The 18,499-nt window shown below is 70.8% G+C and carries 18 protein-coding genes and 2 pseudogenes; 11 read left to right on the top strand and 9 right to left on the bottom strand.

Annotated features, from left to right (window positions below):
• Positions 1–5: 5 nt before the first annotated feature.
• Entirely contained in the window at positions 6–1,202 is a 1,197-nt protein-coding gene (locus VM306_RS22370; protein WP_325518192.1) for an FAD-dependent monooxygenase, read from the top strand.
• Between the two features lie 99 nt (positions 1,203–1,301).
• Here the strand turns inward: VM306_RS22370 and VM306_RS22365 are convergent, their stop codons facing one another.
• On the bottom strand, positions 1,302–1,787 hold the full coding sequence (locus tag VM306_RS22365) for an Lrp/AsnC family transcriptional regulator (RefSeq protein ID WP_325518190.1): 486 nt from the start codon (positions 1,785–1,787) through the stop codon (positions 1,302–1,304).
• 236 nt (positions 1,788–2,023) lie between these two features.
• Between VM306_RS22365 and VM306_RS22360 the strand changes: the two genes are divergently transcribed.
• Both VM306_RS22360 and VM306_RS22355 read left to right on the top strand, forming a co-directional pair.
• On the top strand, positions 2,024–2,380 hold the full coding sequence (locus tag VM306_RS22360) for a hypothetical protein (protein WP_325518188.1): 357 nt from the start codon (positions 2,024–2,026) through the stop codon (positions 2,378–2,380).
• Between the two features lie 21 nt (positions 2,381–2,401).
• A complete protein-coding gene (locus VM306_RS22355; RefSeq protein ID WP_325518186.1) occupies positions 2,402–2,848 on the top strand; it encodes a DUF2000 domain-containing protein in 447 nt (148 codons plus the stop codon).
• 96 nt (positions 2,849–2,944) lie between these two features.
• Here VM306_RS22355 and VM306_RS22350 read toward each other — a convergent pair.
• Positions 2,945–3,280: pseudogene (locus VM306_RS22350) on the bottom strand (helix-turn-helix domain-containing protein); the annotation flags it as partial.
• 138 nt (positions 3,281–3,418) lie between these two features.
• Here VM306_RS22350 and VM306_RS22345 point away from each other — a divergent pair.
• From VM306_RS22345 to VM306_RS22335, 3 genes are all read left to right on the top strand, one after another.
• The gene (locus VM306_RS22345) at positions 3,419–4,324 is read left to right on the top strand and encodes an MBL fold metallo-hydrolase (RefSeq protein ID WP_325518183.1); all 906 of its coding nucleotides are present in this window, start codon (positions 3,419–3,421) and stop codon (positions 4,322–4,324) included.
• Between the two features lie 54 nt (positions 4,325–4,378).
• Entirely contained in the window at positions 4,379–5,818 is a 1,440-nt protein-coding gene (locus tag VM306_RS22340) for a carboxylesterase/lipase family protein (protein ID WP_325518181.1), read from the top strand.
• A gap of 71 nt (positions 5,819–5,889) precedes the next feature.
• On the top strand, positions 5,890–6,897 hold the full coding sequence (locus tag VM306_RS22335; RefSeq protein WP_325518179.1) for a LacI family DNA-binding transcriptional regulator: 1,008 nt from the start codon (positions 5,890–5,892) through the stop codon (positions 6,895–6,897).
• A 97-nt stretch (positions 6,898–6,994) separates the two neighbouring features.
• On the opposite strand, the gene VM306_RS22330 is transcribed toward VM306_RS22335, so the two are convergent.
• The 3 genes from VM306_RS22330 to VM306_RS22320 all read right to left on the bottom strand — a co-directional run bounded on the left by VM306_RS22330 (position 6,995) and on the right by VM306_RS22320 (position 8,712).
• Entirely contained in the window at positions 6,995–7,804 is an 810-nt protein-coding gene (locus VM306_RS22330) for an enoyl-CoA hydratase/isomerase family protein (RefSeq protein ID WP_325518177.1), read from the bottom strand.
• Positions 7,791–8,378 (bottom strand): CoA transferase, encoded by a 588-nt coding sequence (locus VM306_RS22325; RefSeq protein ID WP_325518213.1) that lies wholly within the window; start codon positions 8,376–8,378, stop codon positions 7,791–7,793. Before VM306_RS22325 ends, VM306_RS22330 begins: the two co-directional genes overlap by 14 nt.
• A gap of 115 nt (positions 8,379–8,493) precedes the next feature.
• On the bottom strand, positions 8,494–8,712 hold the full coding sequence (locus VM306_RS22320; protein ID WP_325518175.1) for a hypothetical protein: 219 nt from the start codon (positions 8,710–8,712) through the stop codon (positions 8,494–8,496).
• A gap of 260 nt (positions 8,713–8,972) precedes the next feature.
• Here VM306_RS22320 and VM306_RS22315 point away from each other — a divergent pair.
• Positions 8,973–9,358: pseudogene (locus tag VM306_RS22315) on the top strand (ATP-binding cassette domain-containing protein); the annotation flags it as partial.
• A 518-nt stretch (positions 9,359–9,876) separates the two neighbouring features.
• On the opposite strand, the gene VM306_RS22310 reads toward VM306_RS22315, so the two are convergent.
• Together VM306_RS22310 and VM306_RS22305 are read right to left on the bottom strand one after the other, a co-directional pair.
• Complete coding sequence (locus VM306_RS22310) at positions 9,877–10,374, bottom strand: hypothetical protein (RefSeq protein WP_325518174.1); 498 nt, start codon at positions 10,372–10,374, stop codon at positions 9,877–9,879.
• 124 nt (positions 10,375–10,498) lie between these two features.
• The gene (locus tag VM306_RS22305; RefSeq protein ID WP_325518172.1) at positions 10,499–10,708 is read right to left on the bottom strand and encodes a DUF664 domain-containing protein; all 210 of its coding nucleotides are present in this window, start codon (positions 10,706–10,708) and stop codon (positions 10,499–10,501) included.
• Positions 10,709–11,315: 607 nt separating this feature from the next.
• Here VM306_RS22305 and pdxY point away from each other — a divergent pair.
• On the top strand, positions 11,316–12,167 hold the full coding sequence (pdxY, locus tag VM306_RS22300; protein ID WP_325518170.1) for a pyridoxal kinase PdxY: 852 nt from the start codon (positions 11,316–11,318) through the stop codon (positions 12,165–12,167).
• A 170-nt stretch (positions 12,168–12,337) separates the two neighbouring features.
• Here the strand turns inward: pdxY and VM306_RS22295 are convergent, their stop codons facing one another.
• Entirely contained in the window at positions 12,338–12,514 is a 177-nt protein-coding gene (locus VM306_RS22295; protein WP_325518168.1) for a hypothetical protein, read from the bottom strand.
• A 181-nt stretch (positions 12,515–12,695) separates the two neighbouring features.
• Positions 12,696–13,661 carry an Lrp/AsnC family transcriptional regulator gene (locus tag VM306_RS22290; protein WP_325518166.1) on the bottom strand — a complete coding sequence of 322 codons (966 nt, stop codon included), beginning with the start codon at positions 13,659–13,661 and terminating at the stop codon, positions 12,696–12,698.
• A gap of 115 nt (positions 13,662–13,776) precedes the next feature.
• Here VM306_RS22290 and VM306_RS22285 point away from each other — a divergent pair, with 115 nt between their 5' ends.
• The 3 genes from VM306_RS22285 to VM306_RS22275 all read left to right on the top strand — a co-directional run bounded on the left by VM306_RS22285 (position 13,777) and on the right by VM306_RS22275 (position 18,475).
• Positions 13,777–15,216: an FAD-dependent monooxygenase gene (locus tag VM306_RS22285; RefSeq protein ID WP_325518164.1), complete on the top strand. Its 1,440-nt coding sequence runs from the start codon at positions 13,777–13,779 to the stop codon at positions 15,214–15,216.
• 340 nt (positions 15,217–15,556) lie between these two features.
• Positions 15,557–17,176 (top strand): cellulose-binding domain-containing protein, encoded by a 1,620-nt coding sequence (locus VM306_RS22280; protein WP_325518162.1) that lies wholly within the window; start codon positions 15,557–15,559, stop codon positions 17,174–17,176.
• Positions 17,177–17,254: 78 nt separating this feature from the next.
• Positions 17,255–18,475, top strand: a complete 1,221-nt coding sequence (locus tag VM306_RS22275; protein WP_325518160.1) for a right-handed parallel beta-helix repeat-containing protein — start codon at positions 17,255–17,257, stop codon at positions 18,473–18,475.
• Positions 18,476–18,499: the final 24 nt, after the last annotated feature.

The raw sequence follows: 18,499 nt of genomic DNA, 5'->3' as shown, positions 1-18,499 counted from the left end.
CGGCCATGCGGAAGAGGGCGTTGGTGGTCGGGCTCGGGATCGCGGGGATGTCCGCGGCGATCGGGCTGCGCCGGGCCGGTTGGACGCCGGTGATCATCGAACGGGCGCCCGAGCGGCGTACCGGAGGCTACTTCGTAGGGCTGTTCCCGGAGGGCCGGCAGGCCGCGGTCGACCTGGGCATCGCCGACCACCTGCACACCCGCAACCCGGAACGGCGACCGGGCGGGAACTCGTGGTCGGTGGATCGCCGGGGCAGGCGCAGGCCGGCTCTGGGATTCCTGGATCAGCCCGGGGAGCCGGCAGCGGTGCTGCGCGGCGACATCGAGGCCGCGTTGTGGCAGAGCATCACCGGCGTCGAGGTGCGATTCGGGACCACACCGGTCGCGATCAACGATGGTCCTGCCGAAGTGCAGGTCCTGCTCGAGAAGGCCGGCACCGGTGCGCAGTACCGCGAGAGCTTCGACCTGGTCGTCGGCGCGGACGGGATGCGCTCGAGCGTGCGCCGGATCGCGTTCGGTCCGGACGAGGACCACCTGGCGAACTGGAAGGCGATGATCTGCGCCTTCCAGTTGAAGGAGCAGGTGCCCTCCTACGAGGCGAGCGACAGCATCATCATCGCGCGCGCCAAGCGGGCGGTGTGGGTGTTCGGGCTCGCCGACCACGCGCCCACCGCGCTGCTGACCTACCGGACCGGGGACATCCAGGAGCAGTTCAGCGGGTCGCGGGTCCAGCGGCTGCGCGAGGTCTTCTCCGGAATGGACGACCCCGTGGTGCGGCACGTCCTGGACTCCCTGGAAGAGGCCCCTGACCACCTGTTCGACTCGGTGCACCAGGTGCGGATGCCGCGGTGGAGCACGGGGCGGGTCGTGCTGGTGGGGGATGCGGCGTGGTGCATGAACCTCTACTCGGGCATGGGCGCCACGTCCTCGCTTCGCGGCGGCGCCGCACTGAGCGCGGCCCTGCGGGAGCACCCCGACGACCTCGCCGCCGCCCTGGACGCCTGGGAGGCCGGGCTGCGTCCGTTCATCACCAAGCACCAGCGCACCGCGCGGCTCAAGCAGCAGATGTTCGTCCCGTCCAGCCGTCGGGCCGCGGTGCTGCGTTCGGTCCTCCTCGGTCTGGTCCGCAGGATCCGCGGACGTCGGCCGGCGACGGAGGCGGGCGGTCAGCGAGCCCAGGCGCTGTCCGGCACGTCGCGGTGAGAACGTCGCGCACGGCAGCCTGACCTTCGGCCGGCTCGGCGCCCTGGGGATCTTCGGTGGTGTCCGCCGTGGAAGCCGGCGCGACGGACTGGAGCCGGCCTACCGCGCGGAAGGTGTCAGGTCTTCCAGGGCGCGCTTCTGGCCGTGGGAGAAGATCACCGAACTGCGGAACTGCACGACCTCCTTGCGGCTGCTGAGCTTGTCGACGAGGAAGCTGTGCAGGTGGGTCACGTCACCGACGCTCACGTGCAGCAGGAAGTCGTCGCCGCCCGCGAGGACGAACACGGCCATGACCTCGGGCATGGCCAACGCCTCGTCGTGGAACTTGCTGATCAGGGCCCTGGTCAGCGGGCGGATCTGGGCGAAGATCATCGCTTGCACCGGCCGGCCCAGTGACGCGAGGTCGACGTCGGCGTGGAAACCGGTGATCAGGCCGCGTGAGCGCAACCGGCGGATGCGTTCGGAACAGGTGGAGGCCGCCACGCCCACCATCTCGGCGAGTTCGCGCATCGGGATGCGCGCGTCCTGCTGCAGGGCACGCACCAGCTGCCGGTCGACCCGATCAAGGTTCGGATTTTCAATCATTTTTCGAACATATATCAGTATCAGGGCGTGCGGTTCCGCTCTATCGTAGAAACTGGCGGCATGAGTCGAACAGATCTCGTGTCCACCCTCGACCGCGTGGGTATCGAGCACGAGGAACCGCACGTGGTCCGCGGGGCCCGCAGCGGCATCCCGATCGTCGTGGCAGTGCACTCCACGACACGCGGTCCGGCGATCGGGGGTGCCGGATCAAGGCGTACCGATCCGTTGGCGACGGCGTGGCCGACGCGTTGCGGCTCTCCCGCGCGATGACGCTCAAATGCGGGCTGGGCGGGCGCTATCGCACCGGGCCCGACATCGGTACCACCCAGCAGGACACGGCGGTGATCCACCGCCTCACCCCGGGGTGGGCGTTCTGCCGTCCCGAAGCGCTCGGCGGCAGCGGCAACTTAAGCGCGGCCACCGCCCGCGGGGTCCACGCCGGTGGCCGCGAAGAGCCGGCCTGCGACGAACCGGAAACCGACGCCCGCATCGACGCCATCGGCGCCAAGGTCGACCGGCTCCGGATCCACGGGATCACCCCGCTGCGGGCCGCACACGCACTCGTCACCCACCACCAGCCGGCAACGGCCTGAGATCGCGGAGCACCACGCATCATGACCATCGCGCCCGACACCCCTCAGCCGCCGCCCGACCCGCCGCTCAAAGTCGTGCTCGTCGTGCGGGACGGGCTACCCGCCAACCAGGCGGTCAACGCGGCGACCGTCCTCGGGGCCAGCATCGGCGCCCGGCTGGGGCTTCCGCTGGGCCCCGAGGCGGTCGACGCCACCGGCACCCGCTACCACGGCATCGTCACCACTCCGGTACCGATCCTGACCACCGACGCCGCCGAACTGACCCGCCTCCACCGGCTCGCCGGCGAGCGGGAGCAGCTGACCGTGCTGTGCCTGACCGAAACAGCCCGCCGCGCCCGCACCTACGAGGCGTTCCTGGCCGACCTCGCCGCCACCACCGAGTCCGACTCCGACCTCGTCGGCATGATCGTCGCGGGCCCGCGCAACCAGGTCACCAAGCTGACCAAGCGGCTTCCCCTGCTGGCCTGAGGCAACGGGCGCCCAGCCCCGTGGTCACTTCCCGCGCCATTCGTTCGCGTGCTCCGAGACGAATCGCGCGAAGGTGCGGGCGGCCGGACGGTCAGATCGAGCACCGTCGTGCTGACGCGGTCTTCCCGCCCGCGTCGGATCCCGTCCTCGGCGGGAAGCCCAGGCGAGGCGTTCCAGGTGGTCCCGCTCGTGGTCGTCGAGCAGCAGGGCGCGGGCGATCGCCTCGAGCACCTCCGCCGACGCGCCACGGGACAGGCCCTGTTCGAGCCGGGTGTAGTAGGACACGCTGACCCCCGCCAGCTGCGCCAGCTCCTCCCGGCGCAGTCCCGCCACCCGCCGGCGCGGCCCGAGGTCGTGGAGCCCCACGTCTTCCGGGCGCAGCCCGGCCCGCCGTGCCTGCCGGAAGTCTCCGAGCGGGCCTGGTCCGTCCATCACTCCACTATCCGCGCCGGCGGCAGCGCCCAGCCACACCCTGCCAGGGGTAGGACAAGGCGGGGCTGGTTGGCGCGCGCGGACGCGATCAGGCTCGACCTGGTCAGGGCAACCGCCCGCGACTCACGAGGAGTGGTCATGGATCAGATCGAGCTGGGCGACGTGACCGTCACCCGCGTCAAGGAGTACTACGGCTCCGTCGAGATGGGCCCCGCGGACTTCTTCCCCGGCAGCCCCGACGGCGCCTGGGACGAGCACCGGAGCTGGCTCGCCCCGGACTTCCTGGACGCCGGCACCGGCGAATGCCGCTCGGCCATCCAGACCTGGCTGCTGCGCAGCGAAGGCCGCACCATCCTCGTCGACACCGGGGTCGGCAACCACAAGGACCGTCCCTACGCGCCCGTCTGGAACCGGCTGAACACGAACTACCTGGACAACCTCGCCGCCGCCGGAGTCCGGCCAGAAGACGTCGACGTCGTCATCAACACCCACCTGCACATCGACCACGTGGGCTGGAACACCTACCTCGACGGCCGGACCTGGGTGCCGACCTTCCCGAACGCCGAGTACCTGATGACGCGGCAGGACTTCGACTTCTGGAACCCGGCCAACAACCACGAACCGGTGCTGGGTCGCGGCAACCAGAACGTCTTCGAGGACAGCGTCGCCCCGGTGCACGAGGCCGGGCTGACCCACCTGTGGGACGGCTCGTACCGGATCGACCGGAACCTACGGCTGGATCTCGCGCCCGGCCACACCCCGGGGTCGTCCGTGCTGACCCTGGAGTCGGGCGGCGACCGCGCGCTGTTCGTCGGCGATCTGGTGCACACCCCGCTGCAGCTCGTGGAGCCGGAGACCAACTCCTGCTTCTGCGAGGACCCGGCCGAGGCACGGGCGACCCGCCACAAGCTCCTCGGCCGCGCGGCCGAGGACAACGCGCTGGTCTTCCCCGCTCACCTCGGCGGCCAGGGCGGCGCCGAGGTCGAGCGCGACGGGTCGAAGTTCGCCATCAAGGAGTGGGCGGGCTTCTCCCGCATCGCCTGAGCCCGGTGCGGCCGGCCCCTGCCCCTCAGTAACCCGAGAGAGGAAGCGTTTCCCGTGCCCCAGCAGGCAAATCCGGTCGTCGAGACCCCGGCGGGCGCCGTGCGCGGTGTTCGTGACCGCTTCGGCGAGCTCTACCGCGCCGTCCCGTACGCGGCGGCACCCACGGGCGCCGGCCGGTTCGCGCCACCGGCGTCCCACCCCGGCTGGTCCGGTGTCCGGGACGCCACCGCACCGTCGCCGACCGCGCCGCAGCCGGCCAGGGACTTCGGGCGACTCGACATGATCCCCTACTTCGGCCCTGGCTGGGTGCGCGGCGAGGAGTACCTGACCGTCGACGTCCGCACGCCCGGCACCGACAGCGGGAAGCGGCCGGTCATGGTCTTCGTGCACGGTGGCGGGTTCGTCACCGGCTCCACCCGCGCCGCGCTCTACGACGGCCGGTCGTTCGCCCGCGACGGCGTGGTGCTGGTGACGGTGAACTACCGCGTCGGCATCCCCGGCTTCCTCGACCTGGAGGGCGCCCCCGCCAACCGCGGGCTGCTCGACGTCCTCGCCGCGCTCGGCTGGGTGCGGGACACGATTGCCGCGTTCGGTGGCGATCCCGGGAACGTCACGCTGTTCGGCCAGTCCGCGGGCGCCACCATCACCGGAGCTCTGCTGGCGACGCCGGAAGCCAAGGGGCTGTTCCGGCGCGCGATCGTCCAGAGCGGCAGCGGCACCGGCGCCTTCACCCCCGAGCAGGCGCACCGGGTCACCGCGGCGGCCGCCAGGGCACTGGGCGTGCCGCCCACAGCGGAGGCCTTCGCCGACATCCCGGACGAGAGGTTCCTCGAGATCCTGCCGGATCTCGCGGGGATCGACCTGCGGACCGCGACGGCTACGGACCCACTCGTCGAGCTGAGCCCGTTCTCCCTGGTCCTGCCCGTGCAGCCGGCCGACGCCCTGGTGGAGGGGCCGGCGGGAGAGGTCGGCCTGCTCATCGGCACCAACACCGAGGAGGGCCACCTCTACCTGGTACCGCAGGGGAAGCTGGACTCTTCCACCGACGACGACGTGCTCGCCGTCGCGGCGAAGGTCGGCTCGGACCCCACCGCCGTCGTCGCGGCCCACCGGGCGGCCCGGCCGGGGGCGACCCCTGGCGAGCTGCGCTCCGCGGTGCTGGGCGAAGGCCTCTTCGGGGCCGGCACCGCGCGGCTGACCGATGCCCACGCCCGGCTGTCCGGTGGCCGCACCCACGCCTACTCGTTCGGCTACCGCTCGACGGCACTGGACGGGCGGCTGGGCGCCACCCACACGGTCGAACTGCCCTTCGTCTTCGACATCGCCGATGAACCGTGGCTGCACGGCGACGCCGGTCTGCTCGGTCCCGACCCGGCGCCCGCCGGGCTCGCGGCCCGCGTGCACGGCGCCTGGGTCGCCTTCGCGACCCACGGCGACCCTGGCTGGGCCGCGTACGACCCGCAGCGGCCCCTGGCGGAAGCCCTCGGTGGCTGAAAGATCCATCAGGTCCGGCGCAATCGATTGCTGATCGCGGGGCAATCGATTGCGCCGGTAGACTCACCGACATGCCCACGCTCCAGGACGTCGCCGACGCGGCCGGGGTTTCCCGCTCCGTGGCGTCGCGGGTGCTCACCGGCGACTCGCGGGCCCGGGTCAGCGAGGCCACCCGCACACGGGTCCGCGAAGCCGCCGAAGCTCTGCGGTACGTACCAAGCCACCGGGCCCGGGCCCTGCGCTTCCGGCGCTCCGGCGCCGTCGGTCTGATCGTCCCGGACGTCACCAACGCCGTCTTCGCGGACATGCTCGGGGGTGTGCAGGACCGGGCCCGGGAAACCGGCATGTCGGTACTGCTCGGTCAGGTCGACCCGCCGCCGTCCGGGCACGGGCGCCTGCGCGAGCTGGTTGCCGAGGGCCGGGTCGACGGCGTGCTGCTGCAACGTCGCGAGGACCTCGACGACGCCGCCCTCGCCCAGGTGCTCGGCGACGACGTCCCCGTCGTGCTGATCAACTCCCGGCTGCCGGGCCGGGCCGGCTCGGTGGTCCTCGACGACGTCGCCGGCGCCCGGCTGGCGACCCGTCACCTGGTCGAGCTCGGCCACGAGCGCATCGGCCACCTCGCCGGCGTACCGCACCACGACACCGCGGTCCGCCGGCACCAGGGCTACCTCGAGACGATGGCCGAAGCCGGGCTGGCGATCGCGCCGGAGTGGGTGGTGCGGGCGGGCTGGGAGGCGGCCGCCGGGGCGGAGGCCGCCCACCGGATCCTGGGCGCGCCGCAGCGGCCGACCGCCCTGGTCGTGTCCAGTGTGAACGCGGCGGTCGGCGCGGTTTCCGCGCTGGGCCGGGCCGGCGTCCGGGTACCCGACGACATGTCCGTCGTGACCGTGCTGGACACCTGGGTCGCGCAGGCCTGGAACCCGGCGCTGACCACGGTGCGGCTGCCGCTGCGAGAACTCGGTCGCGCGGCGTGCGGAGTGCTGATCGAGCACCTCGGCGGCACACCGCTGCGCGATCTCGTGGTGGCCGACCCGGCGCCGCGGCTGGTGCTGCGGGAGTCGACCCGCGCACTCTGACCCCGCCGGGGAACGACCGGTGATCGTGCGCGGCCGCGAACTCGTTGTGGTACCGGCGGGACCGGTCGTGCCGATCCCGCCGGCTTCCGTACCGCGATCAGCGTCCGGTGAACCTCGGCGTGCGCTTCTCGACGAAGGCCGTGATGCCCTCGCGGCCGTCGGCGGACGCGAACAGCTCCCCCAGCGCCTCGCGTTCGCGGCGGAAGCCCCGGCCGGCGGATCCTTCGGGTCCACCGTGGACGGCCGCGACGACCACGTCCCGGATCGCGGCCACGGCCAGCGGCGCCCGTTCGGCGAGCAGGTCCGCGACCTCCAGCGCCCGCGGGACCAGCTCGTCCCCCTCGCACAGGTGGGTCACGATGCCCACCGCCTCGGCGGCCACGGCGCCCAGGCGGTCGCCGGACATCGTGAGCCAGCGGGCACGGGTGGGGCCGACGTGCCAGGTCAGCCGCTGGGTGCCGCCCCAGCCAGGCAGCAGTCCCAGGGTGACCTCGGGTAGGCCGAACGCGGCGCCACGCTCGGCAACGACCACGTCGCACGCCAGCACGAGCTCGAACCCCCCGCCGAGGGCCAGGCCGCGCACCGCCGCCACCACGGGTACGCGGCACCGCGCGATCCGGTCGCACAGAGCGTTGCAGCGCTCGGTGAAGGCAGCGAACTCGCCGTGGTCCGCCCGCGCGTAGAAGGCGATGTCCGCGCCCGCGGCGAATGCCTTGCCGGCACCGGTGAGCACCGCCGCCCGCACGTTCCGGTCTGCCTCGATCTCGTCGAGTGCGCCGGTCAGCGCGTCGACGGTGGCGTGGTCGATCGCGTTGTACTTGGCCGGCCGGTTCAGGGTGAGGACCGCGACGGCGCCGCGGCGCTCGACGAGCACCGGCCCGGCGGTCCCGCCCTCAGGACTGGGCACCGAACGCACCTCCCGCGACCAAGGCGTCGACGGCGGCCGGGCTGTAGCCGAGCTCCCCGAGCACCTCCCGGGTGTGTTCACCCAGTGCCGGTGGCACCCGGCGCAGCCCGGGGCGCTCCCCGCCGTAGCGGATCGGGTGGGCAGGCACCCGGACGTCGCCGGCCTCCGGGTGCGGGATGGTCAGGATCGTCTCGTTGTGCCGGACCTGCGGATCGGTGGCCACGTCGTCGAAGTCGTGGACCGGCGCGTGCCAGACCCGGAACTCGGTGAACCGCTCGATCCAGTACGCCGTCGGGTGCTCGGCGAGCAGTGCGGCGACCCGCTCGTTGACCTCCTCGCGGCGCGCGTACTCGTCGGCGGGGACGACGCCGGTGAACCACGGCTCGTCGAGCACCTTCGCCAGCACGTCGGTGCCCGTGAGAGAGATCGTCAGGTACCCGTCGGCAGTGGCGAAGACGCCATACGGCGCCTTGTAGAACCGCGACGAGACGCCGGAGGGGCTTCGCTCGCCGCGGAACCCGTTGAGGTGGTAGGAAAGGGGCTCGACCTGCAGGTCCAAGGCCGCGCTGAGCAGTGCTCGTCAGCGTGAAGTCGGATCAACCGCACGGCCCCGGGCTTCCGCTTCCGTGAAGGCACCCGCCTCGGCGACCTGCGCCTGCGCAGTACGAGCCACGGCGTGAGGGCGTGCGCTACGCGGCCGGGCCGGTGAGCAAGGCCCGCTCGGGCGCCGGCGTCAGGTTCCCGTCGATCGGGTAGCTGTCCTCCCACAACGTCGCGAGCCCCTGCTCGAGGATCGGTGCGACGCCATCGGCGAAGACGAGGTGGCTGCCCCGCCGGCCGAGCGACCGGAACGGTGATCCCGCCGACCGCGCTCGCGGCGTGCTGAGCCGGCCCCGGTCAGCGCGCAATGTCCAAACTGGACGCACGCGACCGCGCGCAACTCGTCGTCATCGCCCACCAGACCGGTCTGGTGACCGGTACGGAGAGTCCCACCTAGACGTCCCCGAACCGGTCGGCACCGGCAGGTCGCGGCCGGGCCGCCGTCGCACCCCGGTACTACGGAGGGACCGAATCCCCTCCCCCGGTACCACGTTTCGCTGCGGCCCCGCCCCCAGTGCGGAGAGTGAGCGGACCGGGCTGTCCGGTCTGGAATCCCAGGGGACGAGCAATGATCGAAGCACTCCAGCTGACGAAGCGATACGGGGTGAAAACCGCGGTGGACGGCTTGGACTTCACCGTCCGCCCGGGCGCGGTCACCGGATTCCTCGGTCCCAACGGCGCGGGCAAGTCGACCACGATGCGGATGATCGTCGGGCTCGACGCCCCGACCGCGGGCGCGGTCACGGTCAACGGCCGCCGCTACGCCGAGCACCGCTGCAGGAGGTCGGGGTCCTGCTCGAGGCGAAGTCCGTGCATCCGGGCCGGTCGGCCCACGACCACCTGCTCGCGCAAGCCCAGACCCACGGCATTTCGCGCCGTCGCGTCGATGAGGTGATCGAGCTGGCCGGGCTGCAGTCGGTGGCGAAGAAACGCGTCGGGAACTTCTCACTCGGAGGATGTCGCTGTGCCCAAGGCCGGCCGTCCACCGAGCTCGTATGCGGTGAGGTCACCGTCCACAAGCACGTGAACACGTCCAGGACGAACTGGCCGCGGACAACATGATGGGCTATCGCCGATGCCGGCGCCGCACGGGTGACAAGAAGACTGTGGCCTGGCACCATCTGATGCCAGGCCACACCCGCACAGGGCGTTCATCGCGCGCCCTCCTCGAGGAGTCGTGCGCGGCGACCGCCAGGTGCCATCGAAGAACCGCCGCCCCGATCCTCCTGGCCGGAGGCTGGACGACGTTCCCTCCCGTTCACGCCAGGCCGAGGCCTCGTATGTGATGCGCACGCGGCGCACGCATCCCCGTTGAACCAATGCCGTGGTCGACGAGACGACCGGCTGGTCGATCACCTGGCAGCGACACCTCGCCGACCGGTCACAGCTGTCGGGAACGGCGATGTGGGGGGCGACGCCGCCACCTCCGGGATCTTCAGTCTCACCAATGCGGTGGTCGCACGGATCAGCGGTCAGCTCACCGGCCAGCCGATGTTCTGAATTCCCACGTTGACTCCGAGCCACGACGGCCACGCGGTGGTGACCCGGTCACCGCGGCTGCCCTTCTGGCCAGGCAGGTCGAACTCGACGAATGCGGGGGTCACCCGCGGGCCCTTGTCCCAGGAGCTCACATAGGCGACGGGCCCGAACATCCCGTGGACCGTCACCTCGCGGTACTCGCCTTGGCCATTGGCCAACGGGACGTTCATGTCCGCGCCCTTGGCGTCGAGGAACCGCACGTTGCCCAGAGTGCCGCCGATCGTGCAGGCAACGTCCTCAGCGGTGGTGAAAACGATGGCGTGCCGCTTGATCGCAGACCCCGTCGGGTGCACGTCGTAGGCCTTGATCATCAGATCGCTGCTGGTGCACCACGGTGCGGGGCCGGCCTGCGCCGCGGGCGCTCCCACCACGGCCAGAGCGGCGGCGGCGACCACCGAGCCGATGGCTGCGGACTTGCGGATCCTGTTCACGTGTTCTCCTGACTTACGCTCGGTCAACGTTTCCGTGCAAACAGGTAACGCAACCGATTCGCGGCAGGTTGTCAGGAGATCGACTCCTCAACGGCCTCCGTCTCGATTGGCGATCGCCGGTGGCTCACTTCCCGATCCGGCTGGCGATCGCGTCGCGGATCAGGTCGGCATGGCCGTTGTGCCGGGAGTACTCCTCGACCATGTGGGATGAAATCCAGCGCAGGCTCACCCTGTGGCCGTCCTGCCAGAGGGCGATGAGCTGTTCCGGTGTGTCCTGGGCGCCGAGTGCCAGTCCCAGTCGTTGCCGGTCTTCCAGTCGACGAGTTCGCGTCACCAATTGTTCTCGACGCGGCCGGCAACACCACTTTGATCTTGCGGAACCGCTCCGGTTCGACATGGCAGCTCGAAACCCGCCTCACGAAGCCGTTCCTGACCCGGCAGCAGGGTGTGCCGCCGTGGCAGAGGAGGAAGTCGCCGGATCATCCAGGCGGCTTCGACCACCGGGAGCTCCCGCAGGGCGCTCGCGGCGGCCTCGGTCCCGGCGATCCGGGTGGCCGTCGCGTCAGCGACGAGCTCCTGCTGACGCGACAGGGACGCGGTGGGAGAAGTGTGCACGATGGACGGTCCCACCGGGCAGCGTGCCCCCGAAAGTCGCGCATCACCGGCACCGGGCTCGTCATGGCGGTGCGATGAACAGCACGGTCACCTTGTCCTGCAAGGGGATCACGTGCGCGGCCCGGCACGTTCACGGGTCGATCTCCGCGATGTCGACGCTGCCCCGCAGCCCCAGTCCTGTCCCTTCGGGAAGACCTCCGCGGCCCGGCAGTCATGCCTGAACCGGAGCGGTCGCGTTCGCACCGAGACCGAGATCTCGCCTGCGACCCCGCCTCGGCCAGGCTCAGAGCTCGGCGTTGGTCAGGTGTCCGTTCTAGGGTGGGCGGATGAAGGTTCTGTCCATCCAGTCGGTCGTCGCCCACGGCCACGTCGGCAACTCCGCCGCCGTGTTCCCGCTGCAGCGCCTGGGGATCGAGGTCGTCCCGATCCCCACGGTGAATTTCTCCAACCACACCGGGTACGGCGCGTGGCGCGGTCCGCTCCTGCCGCCGCCGGACGTGGCCGAGATCCTGCTCGGGGTGGAGGAACGCGGGGTGTTCCCGCAGGTCGACGCCGTGCTGTCCGGCTACCAGGGCGGCACGGGCATCGCCGATGTGATCATCGACGCGGTGCGCAGGGTGAAGGCCGCGAACCCGGCGGCGCTCTACGCGTGCGACCCGGTGATGGGCAACGCCAAGTCCGGGTGCTTCGTCGCGCCCGAGATCCCCGTGCTGCTGCGCGACCGGGTCGTGCCGGTGGCCGACATCATCACCCCGAACCAGTTCGAGCTGGGCTTCCTCACCGGCACCGAGCCGGCGAGCGTCGAGGAGACGCTGGCGTCGGCCGACCTCGCCCGCGCGATGGGCCCGTCGACCGTGCTGGTCACGAGCGTCGAGCGGCCCGACCGGGAGCAGGACACGATCGAGATGCTCGTCGTGGACACCGCCGGGTCGTGGCTCGTGAGCACCCCGCACCTGCCGTTCAAGGCGAACGGGTCCGGCGACGTCACGGCCGCGCTGTTCACCGCCCACTACGTGCGAACGAAGGACGCGGCGCTGGCGCTGGAGCGCACCGCGTCGAGCGTCTTCGACCTGATCGACCTGACCTACCGCTCCGGTGAGCGCGAGCTGCGGCTGGTGCAGGCCCAGGAGTTCTACGCGACGCCGCGGATGCAGTTCAAGGCCGAGCAGGTGCGCTGAGTCCGGGTCGCGCGCGATCGCCGCGCAGGACGACCGCCACCCCGCGCAGGTCGGTGCCGAGCCACGCAACCGGCAGCACCGGGGTGGCGGGCAGCCCGGCGACGCGCGGGAGAGCGAGGTGAGCGTCGAGCCCGGCTGGTCACGCGTACGCGCGGTGGGAGACGAGGGTGTCAGCCGTACTCGATGAGAACGGGTTCCTCCGTGACCGTGATGGTGTCGCCCGACTGCGTCGAGGTGCTCGTGCCGTCGAGCCGCCGCACGCTCCGGGCGCCGGGTTCGGCCGTCGTGGTGGCCGAACCCGTGTCGGTCCAGCGGATGCTCTCCTCGTGCGGCGACGTGCTGGGCATCGATCGCTCCAACTTCACGGTGACCGGCCCAGGTCGGACCACAACTGGCTGCGCACCCACGAGGTGAACGGCACACGGGTGGCGCCCCCGGCCGAGGAGACGGACTCCGTGCTGAACCACCTTGCCCGGGACGCGATCGCCAGGCTGGTTCAGCGCGCCTGACGTGTGCGCGGCCCGGTCGCTACGTCTGGTTCGCGGCCCGCTTGACGGTCCTGATCACTGGCGCCGTCTCGATGTGCGTGATGGCGGGCAGCATGGCCACGCGGGTGGTCAGGTACCGGTACAGCTCCTGCTGGTCCGCGCACACCACGCTCGCGTACAGGTTCGTCGGCCCGGTCGTGGCGGCAGCGAACGCGATCTCCGGATGCCCGGCCAGCGCCGTACCGACCTCCTCCAGGTACGCGGGGGCGACCGAGAGCCAGAGCAGCGTTCGGGGGCCGACGCCGAACAGGCGTCCGTCGATGTCGATGTCCAGGTACAACACCCCGCGTTCGCGGAGCTCGGTCATCCGGCGCCGGACCGTCGTCGGCGACCAGCCGGTCAGCGCGGCCAGCTGCTCCAGCTCGGTCCGGCCGTCAGCGGCCAGCGCGGCGAGGAGCTTGCGGTCCCCGTCGTCGAGCCGCACCGGTCCCGGCCGACGCGGCACCGCGGGTGGGCGCAGCCGTTCGATCGCCTTCTCGTCCAGTGACCCGAGCTTGGCGACCACGTTGTCCGAGCCGCCGTAGAACGCGTGCAGCACGGAGTGCGCGCTCACGCCCTCCACTCGTGCGGTGCGGGGAAGCTTGGCCAGCAGCAGCGCCTCGCTGTCGGCCACGCTCTCGGTCCGGACCGTGCAGGTGATCTCGGTGCCGCCGGAGGTGATGCTCACCCAGGACGTGTCGGGACGCCGGGCCAGCGCCTCAGCGACCGGGACCGACGCACTGGGCGCGCACCGCACCCGCAGGAACCACAGCACCGCGCCCAGTGCGGTCGGGTCGACCCCGCCGAGCACCCGCACCGCCCCCGCCGCCCGCAACCGGGCGTACCGGCGGGCGATGGTGCGATCCGACACGCCGAGAACCTCGGCGATCGTGCTGAACGGGGCTCGCCCGTTGACCTGCAGGGCGTGCACGAGCCGACGATCCAGCTCGTCGTAGTCGAATTCCACTGCTCGAATCGTAATCGGTGTCGGATATCGACGCCACCAAGCTCGTTTCTGGCGCCTTTGTGTCGGCCGGTGCAGCGTTGCTCTCGTCCTGATCGGCACAACCGAAGGAGAATCCATGGACACCGATGTGCTCGTCGTCGGCGCGGGTCCGACCGGCATGACGCTGGCCGGCGAACTGCGGGTGGCGGGGGTGTCGGCCGTGCTGGTCGACAAGCTGGCGCAGCGCAGCGCGTTGTCGAAGGCGGGTGGCGTGCAATCCCGCACGCAGGAGGCCTTCGACCAGCGCGGCCTGCTGGAACCGTTGCTGGCCACGGGGAACTACCCGGCAGGCACCGCGCACTTCGCCGGTATCACGCTCCCGCTCACCCGGGACAGGCACCGCCATCCGTGGCGATCCATCCCCCAGGTGGCGATCGAGGGATTTCTCGAACAACACCTTGCGGCACAAGAGATCCACGTGCTCCGCGACCACGAGCTGACCGGCATCACCCAGGACGAGGACGGGGTGACCGCGACCTTCGCGAACGGCGGCGTCATCCGCTCCCGCTACCTGGTCGCGGCCGACGGTGGCCACAGCACGGTGCGGTCACTGCTGGGAGCCGAGTTCCCCGGCAGGCCGGGCACCGAGACCGTGGTCGCCGCCGACGTGCGGTTGAGCGGCGACGACCAGGCCATGACGCACACCCGGAGCGAAGACGGGCACTGGGTGTTGGTGTTCCCGCTCGGCACCGATCCGCAGGGCAGGCCGCTGCGCCGGGTCTCGATGGGCGGGCCGGGCCGGTCGGTGCCGCGGGAGGTCCCGGTCACGGAGGACGAGATCCGCGAGGGGTTGCGCGCCGTGTTCGGCTCCCAGGTGGAACTGCTCGAACTGTGCTACGCCCGCCGCATCACCAACGCGGCCCGGCAGGCGACGCGCTACCGGCACGGGCGGGTGTTCTTGGCCGGCGACGCCGCCCACGTCCACCTGCCGATCGGCGCGCAGGGCATGAACACCGGGATCCAGGACGCGCTCAACCTCGGGTGGAAACTCGGTGCCGCGGTGCACGGCTGGGCACCGGGGCACCTGCTCGACACCTACCACGCCGAGCGCCACCCGGTCGCGGCCGCTGTGCTGCGCAACGTCCAGGCGCAGAGCCTGCTGATGGACCAGCAGGGCACCGGCGACCCGGATCTGCTGGCCGCCAAGGACCTGTTCGCGGCCCTGACGCGGCTGCGGGACGTGCAGTACCACCTCGACGACATGGTGTCCGGGATGGGCATCCGCTACCCGATGCCGGGCACAGAAGACCAGCCGCTCGTCGGACTTCCCGCGCCGGACCTGGACCTGGGCCCGGTCCGGTCGCACGAACTGCTCCGCTCCGGACGCGGCCTGCTGATCGATCCGGCCGGCAGGTTCGCCGAGGTCGCCGCCCTCTGGCCGGATCGGGTCGACCGCGCGGGTCAGGGCACCGGCACCGAGCCGATGCTGATCCGGCCGGACGGCTACGTGTGCTGGGCGGGCGACCAGGACGCCCTCGAACCGGCGCTCGGTCACTGGTTCGGTGAGCCGCGCTGATCAACGGCGCCCGACCGGCTCCGGTGTCGCCGAACATCCGCACAGCTCGCGTCTGTCGTGCGGTCTGCCGCATTCGGTTTCGTCCGGTGGATCACTGGTCCGGTCAAGTGCCCGCCCCCTGGGGAATTCTCGAGTCACCTATGTGAGCACGTCGAACAGAACGTCGATTCCCCCTCCAAAGAATCGTCGATATTCGACAATTTTCATGCTCGTGAATGCCGGTGTTCATACCCGTGAATTTTCTTTGAAGTCCGGGAAATGTCCGGTTAAATTCGCCGGAGGGGGCGTTGCGGACGGATTGTGCCGGGCGTTCCGGTCCCTGCTCTCGAGGAGGCGATGCATGAATTCGCGCATGATCAGGCACACGACCAGGCAGGCCCGCCGGGGCACGGCCGTGGCCGCCGCCGCGTCGGCCGTGGCGGTGTCGGCGTTGATGGTGGCCGCCGGCGGCACGAGCGCCGGGGCGGCGGCCGGCTGTCGGGTGAACTACACCGTGACGAACCAGTGGCAGGGCGGCTTCGGCGCCGACGTGACGGTGACCAACCTGGGTGACGCGACGTCGAGTTGGACGCTGGAGTGGACGTTCCCCGCGGGTCAGCAGGTCACGCAGCTGTGGGGTGGTGAGTTCTCCCAGTCGGGCAGCGCGGTGACGGTGCGCAACGCGTCCTGGAACGGGTCGCTGGGCACGGGTGCGTCGGTGACGCCGGGCTTCAACGGCTCGTGGACCGGCTCCAACCCAGTCCCGACCTCGTTCAAGCTCAACGGCGTCGTCTGCACCGGCGTGCCCACCGACCCCTCCACGTCGACCACGACGTCGACCTCCACCACCACGACGACGTCCACCACCACGACCACCACTACGACGAACCCGCCCGCAGGCACGCTGTACGCGGCGCCCAACGGTCGCGACAGCGCAACCGGCACCCAGGCCGATCCCACCACGCTCACCTCCGCCATCGCCCGTGTCGCCCAGGGCGGGACGATCTTCCTGCGCGGCGGGAACTACGCGTTCTCGCAGACCGTCACCATCCCGCAGGGCAACAACGGCACCTCCGGTGCACTCAAGAAGCTGTACGCCCAGCCCGGCGAGACCCCGGTGCTGAACTTCTCCGCCCAGGCCGAGGACCCGGCCAACCGCGGCCTGGCCGTGAACGGCAACTACTGGCACGTGCGCGGCATCGTGGTCGAACGCGCCGGCGACAACGGCATCTTCGTCGGCGGCAGCAACAACATCTTCGAACGCACGATCACCCGCTTCAACCGCGACACGGGCCTGCAACTGTCGCGCATGCTGTCCACCACCCCGAAAGACCGGTGGCCGGCCGGCAACCTGATCCTCAGCGCCGAGTCGCACGACAACGCCGACTCCGACGGTGAGGACGCCGACGGCTTCGCCGCCAAGCTCACCGTCGGCCCCGGCAACGTCTTCCGCTACGCCGTGTCCCACAACAACATCGACGACGGCTGGGACCTGTACACCAAGACCGACACCGGTGCCATCGGCGCGGTCACCATCGAGGATTCGCTCGCGTACAAGAACGGCACGCTGAGCAACGGCGGCCAGGCCGGCAACGGCGACCGCAACGGCTACAAGCTCGGCGGCGAGGACATCGGCGTCAACCACGTCATCCGCCGCAACATCGCCTACGACAACGGCAAGCACGGCTTCACCTACAACCGCAACCTCGGCACGATGACGATCTCCGACAACGTCAGCATCGACAACGACGAGCGCAACTACACGTTCGACGGCGGGTCCTCGGTGTTCCGCAACAACACCTCGTGCCGCAGCAGCAGCGGCACCAACGACCGCATCGTCGGCAACTCCGACGCGTCCAACCAGTTCTGGACGGGGACGAACGGATCCCGATGCGCGTCCTACTCCGGCGCGCTGGGCTGGTCCCATGCCGCCGACGGCCGCCTCACCGTCACCTTCGGAGGCAAGCCCGTCACACCATGAGCCCGTCGAACCAAATGGATCGACGGCCGGAATACGTCCCGGCGCTGCCCGCAAGGAGGCCAATGCATGAATGCGCGCATGATCAGACACAAAACCCGGCCGGCCCGGTGGGTTCCGGCCCTGACCGCAGCCGCGTCGGCGGTGTCGATGGCGGCGTTGATGGTGGCCGGCGGCACGAGCGCCGGGGCCACGGGCGGGCTGTACGTGGCGCCCACCGGCAACGACAGCGGTCCCGGCACGGTCGACCAGCCGTTGAAGTCGATCCAGAAGGCCGTGGACCTGGCCCAGCCGGGCACCTCGATCCTGTTGCGCGGGGGCACCTACACCGTCACCACCACCGTGCAGATCCGCAAGAGCGGGGAGCAGGGCCGGCCGATCCGGCTGTCCAACTACCCCGGCGAGCGTGTGGTCGTGGACGGCGAGCAGCTGCCCGCCAGCCACACCCCGGTGGGCGGCAGCATCCCGCGCGAGCAGCGCGGCACCTTCCACCAGGAGGGCTCCTCCTGGTGGCACGTGTCCGGCCTGGAGATCATCCGCGGGCCGTACGCGTGGTACTGCGACGGCTGCGACAACAACGTCTACGAGCGGCTGGTGACCCGCGACAACTACGAGTCGGGTTTCCAGTTGCAGGGCTCCTCGTCGGACAACCTGATCTCCAACCTGGACAGCTACGGCAACCGCGATCCGCGCAAGAACGGCGAGAGCGCCGACGGCCTGGCCATCAAGGAAGGCAGCGGCAACGGCAACGTGGTGCGCGGCGCACGGTTGTGGAACAACGTCGACGACGGCTTCGACGCCTGGGAGTTCGGCTCACCCATCCGCATCGAGGACACCATCGCCTACGGCAACGGCTACAACCGTTGGAACCTGCCCGGCTTCGCCGGCGACGGCAACGGCTTCAAGATGGGCGGCGGCAGCCCCATTGCCCCCGCCGGGAACCACACGCTGGTCAACACCATGGCCTTCCGCAACGCCGCGCACGGCTACACCGACAACGGCAACCCCGGCGCGATCACCTTCCTGCGCGACACCGCCTGGAAGAACGCCAAGAACGGCTTCACCGTCAACCGGTCCAAGTCCACGCTGACCGGCAACCTCGCGGTCGGCAACGCCTCACCGGTCTCGCTCGGATCGTCCACCGCCTCCGGCAACTCCTGGGACATCAAGTCCAGCTGGAACGACGCCGACCTCACCAGCACCGACGACGCCACCATCACCGGTGCCCGCACCACGGGCGGCGACATCCGCAGCTCGTCCTTCCTGGTGCCCAAGAACTATCAGCTCGGCGCACGGCTGTAGCCGCGCTGTCACCCATCCTCCGAA

It is taken from the genome of Lentzea sp. (assembly GCF_035525475.1).
In the GTDB taxonomy this organism is placed as follows: domain Bacteria; phylum Actinomycetota; class Actinomycetes; order Mycobacteriales; family Pseudonocardiaceae; genus Lentzea.
This window is presented reverse-complemented; position numbering and strand designations above follow the sequence as displayed.